At 70.7% G+C, this 8,474-nt stretch carries 9 protein-coding genes; 5 read left to right on the plus strand and 4 right to left on the minus strand.

Annotation, left to right across the window (positions count from 1 at the left end):
* Window positions 1-200: 200 nt before the first annotated feature.
* Together AB0K36_RS29635 and AB0K36_RS29640 are read left to right on the plus strand one after the other, a co-directional pair.
* Window positions 201-1,253 (plus strand): P1 family peptidase, encoded by a 1,053-nt coding sequence (locus tag AB0K36_RS29635; protein WP_364600188.1) that lies wholly within the window; start codon window positions 201-203, stop codon window positions 1,251-1,253.
* A gap of 144 nt (window positions 1,254-1,397) precedes the next feature.
* The gene (locus AB0K36_RS29640; protein WP_364600174.1) at window positions 1,398-2,186 is read left to right on the plus strand and encodes a DUF6227 family protein; all 789 of its coding nucleotides are present in this window, start codon (window positions 1,398-1,400) and stop codon (window positions 2,184-2,186) included.
* A 104-nt stretch (window positions 2,187-2,290) separates the two neighbouring features.
* On the opposite strand, the gene AB0K36_RS29645 is transcribed toward AB0K36_RS29640, so the two are convergent.
* Complete coding sequence (locus AB0K36_RS29645; protein WP_435877959.1) at window positions 2,291-3,904, minus strand: MFS transporter; 1,614 nt, start codon at window positions 3,902-3,904, stop codon at window positions 2,291-2,293.
* Between the two features lie 63 nt (window positions 3,905-3,967).
* On the opposite strand from AB0K36_RS29645, the gene AB0K36_RS29650 reads away from it, so the two are divergent.
* On the plus strand, window positions 3,968-4,927 hold the full coding sequence (locus AB0K36_RS29650; RefSeq protein WP_364600176.1) for a helix-turn-helix transcriptional regulator: 960 nt from the start codon (window positions 3,968-3,970) through the stop codon (window positions 4,925-4,927).
* A gap of 91 nt (window positions 4,928-5,018) precedes the next feature.
* Here AB0K36_RS29650 and AB0K36_RS29655 read toward each other — a convergent pair whose 3' ends face one another.
* Window positions 5,019-6,020: a sigma-70 family RNA polymerase sigma factor gene (locus AB0K36_RS29655; RefSeq protein WP_189469078.1), complete on the minus strand. Its 1,002-nt coding sequence runs from the start codon at window positions 6,018-6,020 to the stop codon at window positions 5,019-5,021.
* Between the two features lie 148 nt (window positions 6,021-6,168).
* Between AB0K36_RS29655 and AB0K36_RS29660 the strand changes: the two genes are divergently transcribed.
* A complete protein-coding gene (locus AB0K36_RS29660) occupies window positions 6,169-6,720 on the plus strand; it encodes a GNAT family N-acetyltransferase (protein WP_364600178.1) in 552 nt (183 codons plus the stop codon).
* A gap of 75 nt (window positions 6,721-6,795) precedes the next feature.
* On the opposite strand, the gene AB0K36_RS29665 is transcribed toward AB0K36_RS29660, so the two are convergent.
* Entirely contained in the window at window positions 6,796-7,593 is a 798-nt protein-coding gene (locus AB0K36_RS29665; protein WP_364600180.1) for a dioxygenase family protein, read from the minus strand.
* Window positions 7,594-7,722: 129 nt separating this feature from the next.
* On the opposite strand from AB0K36_RS29665, the gene AB0K36_RS29670 reads away from it, so the two are divergent.
* A complete protein-coding gene (locus AB0K36_RS29670; RefSeq protein ID WP_189469073.1) occupies window positions 7,723-8,238 on the plus strand; it encodes a MarR family winged helix-turn-helix transcriptional regulator in 516 nt (171 codons plus the stop codon).
* 55 nt (window positions 8,239-8,293) lie between these two features.
* On the opposite strand, the gene AB0K36_RS29675 is transcribed toward AB0K36_RS29670, so the two are convergent.
* Window positions 8,294-8,474: hypothetical protein (locus AB0K36_RS29675; protein WP_364600182.1), on the minus strand; the 181-nt coding region annotated here is incomplete at its 5' end.

The following is an 8,474-nucleotide window of genomic DNA, read 5'->3' on the forward strand; positions in this document are numbered from 1 at the left end:
AGGGCGGAGCCCAGTGGCCCTTCAGGTCGGCACGGCCGCGCATGGACCACCGCTGCGGGCAGCGCTCATCGGCACCGGAATCGCGCGGACGCCGAGCACCGGATCGAGATCTGCTGGAGCACCGGTCGAGACCGCGCCGCGCGTCCGCGTGACCGCCGCCGCGCACGGCCGGCCCAACTAACCTGGCGTACATGGTCGTTATGAAGAGGACTGACGGGCCGACCGACGGCCTCACGGATGTGGCGGGTCTGCGGGTCGGTCACGCACAGGTCACCGGAGACGGTGCGCTCAGCGGCACGACCGTCGTCCTCGCGCCGGAGGGCGGCGTGGTCGCGGCCGTCGACGTCAGGGGCGGTGGGCCCGGCACCCGGGAGACCGACGCGCTCGATCCGCGCAATGTCGTCCAGCGCATCGAGGCGGTCGTCCTGACCGGCGGCAGCGCGTTCGGGCTCGAGTCGGCCGCCGGGGTGATGGCGTGGCTCGAGGAACAGGGCCGGGGCGTACGGGTCGGCCCTGACCCCTCGCAGGTCGTGCCCGTCGTGCCGGCGGCGTGCGTCTTCGACCTGGGGCGCGGCGGCGACTGGTCCGCACGGCCGGACGCCTCCACAGGCCGGGCGGCGGTGGAGGCGGCCGCCGCCACCGACGAGGGCGCGCGGGTCGAGGCGGGTGCGGTCGGTGCCGGGACCGGCGCGGTGATCGGGCACTTCAAGGGCGGTGTCGGCACGGCGAGCACCGTCCTCGAGTCCGGCATCACCGTGGCCGCGCTGGTCGTGGCGAACGCGGTGGGCTCGGCCGTCGATCCCGGGACCGGCGCGCTCTACGGCGAGTTGATCACCGAAGGCGTGGATCGCGCGGCGCTCCCCTCCCCCGCGGTGCACACCGCGGCGCAGCTGCGCCTGACCGAGGCGCGCGAGAAGAACGGTCCCCCGCCGCTGAACACCACCCTCGCCGTCGTGGCCACCGACGCCGATCTCACCCGCGCGCAGGCGCACAAGCTCGCGGGGACGGCGCACGACGGCATCGCGCGCGCTGTGCGGCCGGTGCACCTTCTCAATGACGGCGACACGGTGTTCGCGCTGGCCACGGGCTCGGTGGCGCTCGCCGAAGGCAATCCGCTCGCGCTGAACGACGTTCTCGCCGCGGGCGCCGACATGGTGACGCGGGCGATCGTGCACGCCGTGAGATCCGCCCCGAGCGTCGACGGACCGGGCGGCAGCTTCCCTTCGTACGGGGAGTTGTACGGCATCGACTGACGTATCGGACAGCCGAGTTGGGGGCGCGCGGGAACTTCTGCCACGCGCCCCTTCGTTTTACCCAACCCTGAAGCGCGTTGTCGGACCGAAGCGCTACTTTTAGCAATCACCAAGTGACTTGTGGCGACGGCCTGGAGACCCCTCTTGAACGATCCGAACGATCCGTACGAGACAACCGAGACGCACCTCGAGCGACTCCTGGGTCGGGCGCTCAACTCCTTCGACCTGCCCGACGCAACGGTCGAGCGGCTCGGCTGCGCACTGGCGCACGCCAGTTCACTCCATTCCTCTCACCACAGCGCGTCGCTGCACCGGGCCACGTACCGCCACGCCTATCTGCTCGGTGACGGCAGTTCGCTCGTGCTGTGGGAGCTCGTGCACAACACCGGCCGCGACGGCACGGAGCAGCACGAGCTCTACGCGGAGGAGTCCGAGGCCCGGCTGGCGGCGTCGCGACTGCCCGCCGGCTTCCCGGGCTTCGCCGGTACGGGGAGCGCCGCCGGCCAGGGCAGCACGTTCGAGCAGGAGCTCGGCATCGACCTGGACGCCGATCTGGAGCTGCTCGCCGCCCTGATGGCGCCGCCGCCTGCCCCGCTGCCCCCGATGTACGCTCCGGACGATTCCGCCGACCACGCCCGCCGGGTGCTGCGCCGCGCGGAGAACGCCGACCGGCCGGGCGACGAGACGGCCCGTCTGCTGCGCAGCGCCTTCGCCCACCACATCACCCAGGTCTTCGGGCGCCAGTTCCGCGTCGCCGGCAAGGACGCGGGCTTCACGCTCTACGAGCACGCCTTCCTGCTGCTCGACGGTACGGAACGGAGCCTGTGGGAGGTCGAGCACACGGCGACGCCGGACGGGCGCCACATGTGTGAGGTCTACGAGGCGGAGCAGGACGCCCGCGCGGCCATGGAGCTCCGGGCGCGCGTCCGCTAGCCGCCTTCGGCCCCGCGGCCGTGCTCAACGGTCCGGGCCGTGCCGCGCGCGAACGCAGGGTGCCCGCGCCGCGGTGAGCGCGGCGCGGGCACCCTGCGGACCGGTCAGCGTGAGAGGACCGGTTCCGTCTCCGGCTTCGCGAGCGGTCCCGTCGCGCCTTCCGCCGGAACCCCGGCCCCGTCGTCCTCCGTCAGGACGTCCTCCGACACGACGTCGTCCGTCGCGCCGCCCTCCATGTGCTGCTTCGGCCGGGCCGGCAGGGCGAACATCACCAGGAAGATGACACCGAGGACGGCCGCGACCCACCACAGCGAGTTCTCGAAGGCCTGGGCGAAGGCGCCGCCGACGGCCTCGGGTGCGAGCTGCTCCTCGTCGATCGATCCGAAGAAGACCAGCGACACGAGGCCGAGGCCGAGCGCGGTGCCCATCTGCCCGGTCGTGTTGATCAGTCCGGACGCTGATCCGGCGTGCTCGCGCGGGACTTCGGAGAGCACCGCGTCGGTCAGCGGCGCGACGATCAGCCCCATGCCCACACCCATGACGACCAGCGGAAGGATCATCTGCCAGGGCTGGACGGCCATGCCGTAACGGTCGGCCTCCCAGATGTAGACGAGCAGCCCCGCCGCCATGGTGGCCGCGCCCGCCTGAAGCACCTTGCGGCCGAAGCGCGGCACCAGCAGTTGCACGGACATACCTGCCGCCGCGGAGACGGTGATGGAGAACGGAACTCCGGTCAGGCCGGCCTTCAGCGGGCTCCAGCCGAGCCCACTCTGCATGTAGAGCGTCCAGACGAGGAAGAAGATGCCCATCACGATGCCGAAGGTGAGCTGTACGGCGATACCGGCGGCGAAGCTCTTCACCTTGAACAGCGACAGTTCGACCAGCGGAGAGCCGTCCTTGCGCGTCTTGTACTTCTCGTACGCCAGGAAGGCGGCGAAGACGAGCAGGCTGCCGGCCATGCAGAGGTGGCCCCAGAGCGGCCAGTTGAGCTCGCGGCCCCGCGTGAGCGGGTAGATCAGCATCAGCAGTCCGAGCGTGACCAGCACGACGCCGACGAGGTCGAGCTTGAGGGCCTTCGGCGCACGCGACTCGAGGATGTACTTCCGCCCGAGGATCAGTCCCGCGATGCCGACGGGCAGGTTGATCAGGAAGATCGGCCGCCATTCGAGGCCGAACAGGTTCCACTGCGTGAGCAGTGCGCCGAGCAGCGGGCCGGACACGGCGCCCAGTCCGACGATGGCGCCGAACAGGCCGAAGACCTTGCCGCGTTCGTGCGCCGGGAAGGTGACGTGCACGATCGCGAGCACCTGCGGGACCATCATCGCGGCGGCCGAGCCCTGCAGCAGCCGGGAGGCGACGAGCATCTCCTCGTTGGCGGCGAACCCGCAGAGGGCGGAGGCGAGCGTGAAGCCGGTGATGCCGATGAGGAACAGCCGCTTGCGGCCGTAGATGTCACCGAGCCGGCCGCCCGTGATCAGGCCGGCGGCGAAGGCCAGCGCGTATCCGGCGGTGATCCACTGGATCGCTCCGAACGACGCGCCGAGGTCACGCTCGATGCTGGGGATCGCGATGTTGACGATGGTGACGTCGACCAGGTCCATGAAGGCGGCGGTCATGACGATCGCCAGCGCTATCCAGCGGCGGCGGTCATGGCGGGCGTCCGGCGCCACATCGGTTACGGCTGCCGTTTCGGCAACGGCGGGCTGCTGTGAACTCATGACGAGGAATCTAGGCGGGGTATAGGACAGAACATGTCCTAGATCGCGGGCATCCTGAGAAACATGACGGACACTCCGGCACGACTTCTGAATCTGCTCTCGCTCCTCCAGACGCCCCGGGAATGGCCCGGCAGCGAGCTGGCCGAGCGCCTCGACGTCAGCCCGCGCACGATCCGGCGCGACATCGACCGGCTGCGCGACCTCGGATACCCGGTCGAGGCCACCAAGGGCGCGGTCGGCGGATACCGGCTGGTCGCGGGCGCCGCGATGCCGCCGTTGCTGCTGGACGACGAGGAGGCCGTGGCGATCGCGGTCGGGCTGCGGGCCGGGGCGGGCCACGCGATCGAGGGCATCGAGGAAGCGTCCGTGCGGGCGCTGGCCAAGCTCGAGCAGGTGCTGCCGTCCCGGCTGCGCCACCGGGTCACCACACTCCAGGCGGCGACCCTTCCCCTCACCAGGGGCGACGGCGCGACGATCGATCCGCAGACCCTGACGGTCATCGCGGGCACAGTGACGGCGCGCGAGCGGCTCCGGTTCTGCTACCGGGCGGGGGACGGCGCGGAGACGCGGCGGCAGGTGGAGCCGTACCGCCTCGTCTCGACGGGGTGGCGGTGGTACCTGGTGGCGTACGACATGGGACGGGAGGACTGGCGGACGTTCCGCGTCGACCGGGTGACGGAGCCGTTCGCGACAGGGGCCCGGTTCACGCCGCGTGAGATGCCCGCCGGGGACGCGGCGGAGCTGCTGAGCCACTCGATGTCACGGCACCAGCAGGAGCACGAGGTCGATGTGAGCTTCGAGGCTCCGGCGTCGTTCGTGGCGGCGCGGCTGCCGGAGCACCTCGGCGCGCCTTCGCCGACGGGCGAGGGCACATGCCGGCTCCGGGCCAGGTCGGCGGATTCGGTCGAGTGGCTGGCGCTGCGTCTGGCGCTCGTGGACTGCGAGTTCACCGTCCACGGCCCGCCGTCGCTGCGCGAGTACATGACGGACCTGGCGACGCGGCTCGCCAGGGCAACAGGCTGAGGGGGCACCGCCGACGGCCGGCGCGCCGCTTCCGCGCACCGGTCATGGACGGGCCGGCCCGGGGGCGGACCGTCTCTCAGCCCCCGGGCTCCTAGGCGGCCGGCTCGAAGCCCGTGTCGCGGGCCATCCGCTTGAGCTCGAGCAGCGCGTGCTTCTCGATCTGGCGGATCCGCTCCCGCGTCAGGCCGTGTTCCTTGCCGACCTCGGTCAGGGTGCGCTCCCTGCCGTCCTCGATCCCGTACCGCATGCGGATGATCGACGCGGTGCGGTTGTCCAGCTTGCCGATCAGGTCTTCCAGCTCCTCGCTGCGCAGCAGAGTGAGCACCGACTGCTCCGGCGACACGGCGGACGTGTCCTCCAGCAGGTCGCCGAACTGGGTCTCGCCGGCGTCGTCCACCGACATGTTCAGGCTGACCGGGTCACGGGCCCAGTCGAGGACGTCGATGACCCGCTCGGCCGTCGAGCCGAGCTCCTCGGCGATCTCCGACGGCTCCGGGTCCCGGCCGTTCTCCCGATTGAACTCGCGCTGGACGCGACGGATGCGGCCCAGTTCCTCGACCAGGTGGACGGGGAGCCGGATGGTGCGGGACTGATCGGCTATGGACCGGGTGATCGCCTGACGGATCCACCATGTCGCGTACGTGGAGAACTTGAACCCCTTGGCGTAGTCGAACTTCTCGACGGCGCGGACCAGGCCTGCGTTCCCTTCCTGGATCAGGTCGAGCAGCGGCAGCCCGCTGCGCGGATAACGCCGGGCGACGGCCACGACGAGACGCAGATTCGAGCGGATGAAGATGTCCTTGGCACGCTCACCGGCCTCGGCCAGCGCCTCCAGCTCCTCCCGCGTGGCTCCGCCGGCTTCGCTGTCTACTTCCTTGTCGAGGATCTGACGGGCGTAGACACCCGCCTCGATGGTCTGGGACAGCTCGACTTCCTTGGCGGCGTCGAGCAGCGGCGTACGCGCTATCTCGTCGAGGTACATGCCGACCAGGTCGCGATCGGCGATCTCCCCGCCCACGGCGCGAACACTGCCTGCCCTGTCGGTCGCCCCACCGGAGTCGGACTGACGGCGGGCGACGGCACGGGTTGCCATGCGAGCTCCCTTGCTGAGTAGGTCGCGACACCCTCCCGGGTGCCCTGCATCCGAAGGAAACAACGACTGGAATCCGGACAGAATTCCCATCAGGTGCATCGATTTCCGCGATCATGCAGTACCCTATCCGGCCGACCCAGGAGGACGGATGCTGCCGGAACAGGCGGAGGTGCAGGTCAGGGCGGGCGCGGAGGCCGACCTCGCGGCCCTCACGGACATCTACAACCACTACGTCCGTGAGACCCCGATCACGTTCGACACCACGGTTTTCACCCCTGAGCAGCGCCGCTCATGGCTGCACTCCCACCCTGAAGACGGCCCGCACCGCCTTCTGGTTGCTCAGGATGTCCGGTTTGCCGGACCGAATCCCCCGGACCACCCGACACACGGGATCCTGGGCTACGCCACCAGCAGCCCCTTCCGCCCCAAGGCGGCCTACTCCACATCCGTCGAGGTCAGCGTCTACTGCGTGCCGCGGGCCGCCGGACGCGGTATCGGCACCCTGCTCTACAAGGCGCTCTTCGAGGCCCTGGCCGACGAGGACGTGCACCGGGCCTACGCGGGCGTCGCCCTGCCGAACGACGCGTCCGTCCGGCTGCACACCCGTTTCGGCTTCCGCCACGTCGGCACGTACGGAGAGGTCGGGCGGAAGTTCGGCCGGTACTGGGACGTGGCCTGGTTCGAGAAGCACCTGGACTGAGCCGGTCGGCCTCCTGAGCCGCGCCGGACGCGGCGGGACGGGGGCGCAGGAACGCCGGCCGGCGTCGAGCAAGCGTCAGCCGAACTGCACGGACCGCTTCGCCAGCCCCATCCAGAAGCCGTCGATCACGCTCCGGCCGTTGCCGATCTCCGCCTCCGACGCCCCGATGGTGACGAAAAGTGGCGCGAAGTGCTCGGTCCGCGGGTGGGCGAGCCGCCCGGCGGGGGCCTTGTTCTCGAAGTCGAGCAGTGCGTCGACGTCGGCGTCCGCCAGCGCTCGCCGCCCCCAGTCGTCGAACTCGGTGGACCAGCCGGGCGTTCCGTCGTGCCGCAGCGCCGCGAGGTTGTGCGTGAAGAAGCCACTGCCGACGATCAGTACGCCTTCGTCCCGCAGCGGGGCGAGCCTGCGCCCGATCTCGAGCAGCCTCTGCGGATCGAGCGTGGGCATGGAGATCTGCAGCACGGGGATGTCCGCGTCCGGATACATCTCCACCAGCGGGACGTACGCGCCGTGGTCGAGCCCCCGGTCGGGGATGTCCTGCACGGGCGTACCGGCGCGGCGGAGCAGTTTGCGTACGGAGTCGGCGAGTTCGGGGGCTCCGGGCGCGCCGTAGCGGACACGGTAGTAGTGCTCGGGGAAGCCCCAGAAGTCGTACACCAGGGGCACGGTCCGGGTCGCGCCGAGGGCGAGGGGCGCCTCCTCCCAGTGGGCGGAGACCATCAGGATCGCCTTGGGCCGGGGCAGTGTGTCGGACCAGGCGGCGAGCTGGCCCGGCCACAGCGGGTCGTCGGCCAGGGGCGGGGCGCCGTGGGAGAGATAGAGCGCGGGCATGCGCGGCGCGTCGGGGGTGGGGGGTGCGGGGGTGGCGTTCATGACTGGCGGCTCCCGGTCTGCTGAACCCGGTCTGCTGACCCGGCGTACTAAAAGCTTGAACTTTCAAGCTGATTCCAGCCTAGACCCACTTAGTTCAACTTTCAAGAACAGGGTCGTAGAGTGGGATACATGAACAGGGCACTCAATGGTGAGGGCGGTCAGGAACCACGCTGGCTGAGCGACGAGGAGCAGCGAGTGTGGCGCTCCTACCTCCACGCCACCACCCTCCTCGAGGACCACCTCGACCGCCAGCTGCAGCGCGACGCGGGCATGCCGCACATCTACTACGGACTGCTCGTCCAGCTCTCCCAGGCGCCTCGCCGCCGCAAGAGGATGACCCAGCTGGCCATCGACGCCAAGATCACCCGGTCCCGGCTCTCGCACGCGATAGCCCGGCTGGAGAAGAACGGCTGGGTCCGGCGGGAGGACTGCCCCTCCGACAAGCGCGGGCAGAACGCCGTACTGACGGAGGAAGGCTTCGGGGTCCTCCGGCGGACCGCACCCGGCCATGTCGAAGCCGTGCGCCAGGCGATGTTCGACCGGCTCACACCGGAACAGGTCGCGCAGCTGGGCGAGATCATGCAGGTCATGGCGGAGGGACTGCAGCCCCAGGACACCGGAGCGGACCTGCCCTGGCTCAGGTGACCGACGCGGCGCAGGGCCCGCCGGGCTGAGGTGACCCGCGCAGGGCCCGCCGGGCTCAGGTGACCCCCGCACAGCGCAGGCCCCGCCCGTATCCGGTCCCGTGACCCCGCACAGCGCAGGGCCCCGTCCGGGTGCGTTTCGCACCGCCGCGCCGCCGCAAGCTTCGCCGCAGCCGCAGCCGCAGCCGCAGCCGCAGCCGCAGCCGCAGCCGCAGCCGCAGCCGCAGCCGCAGTTGT

Origin of the sequence: Streptomyces kurssanovii (assembly GCF_040677245.1) — a bacterium.
GTDB lineage: Bacteria > Actinomycetota > Actinomycetes > Streptomycetales > Streptomycetaceae > Streptomyces > Streptomyces kurssanovii.

What these genes read in the sequence shown, in the direction of transcription:
- AB0K36_RS29635 (WP_364600188.1), top strand. Translation starts at nt 201, where the DNA reads ATGAAGAGGACTGACGGGCCGACCGACGGCCTCACGGATGTGGCGGGT.
- AB0K36_RS29645 (WP_435877959.1), bottom strand. Translation starts at nt 3,904, where the DNA reads ATGAGTTCACAGCAGCCCGCCGTTGCCGAAACGGCAGCCGTAACCGAT.
- AB0K36_RS29650 (WP_364600176.1), top strand. Translation starts at nt 3,968, where the DNA reads ATGACGGACACTCCGGCACGACTTCTGAATCTGCTCTCGCTCCTCCAG.
- AB0K36_RS29655 (WP_189469078.1), bottom strand. Translation starts at nt 6,020, where the DNA reads ATGGCAACCCGTGCCGTCGCCCGCCGTCAGTCCGACTCCGGTGGGGCG.
- AB0K36_RS29660 (WP_364600178.1), top strand. Translation starts at nt 6,169, where the DNA reads ATGCTGCCGGAACAGGCGGAGGTGCAGGTCAGGGCGGGCGCGGAGGCC.
- AB0K36_RS29665 (WP_364600180.1), bottom strand. Translation starts at nt 7,593, where the DNA reads ATGAACGCCACCCCCGCACCCCCCACCCCCGACGCGCCGCGCATGCCC.
- AB0K36_RS29670 (WP_189469073.1), top strand. Translation starts at nt 7,723, where the DNA reads ATGAACAGGGCACTCAATGGTGAGGGCGGTCAGGAACCACGCTGGCTG.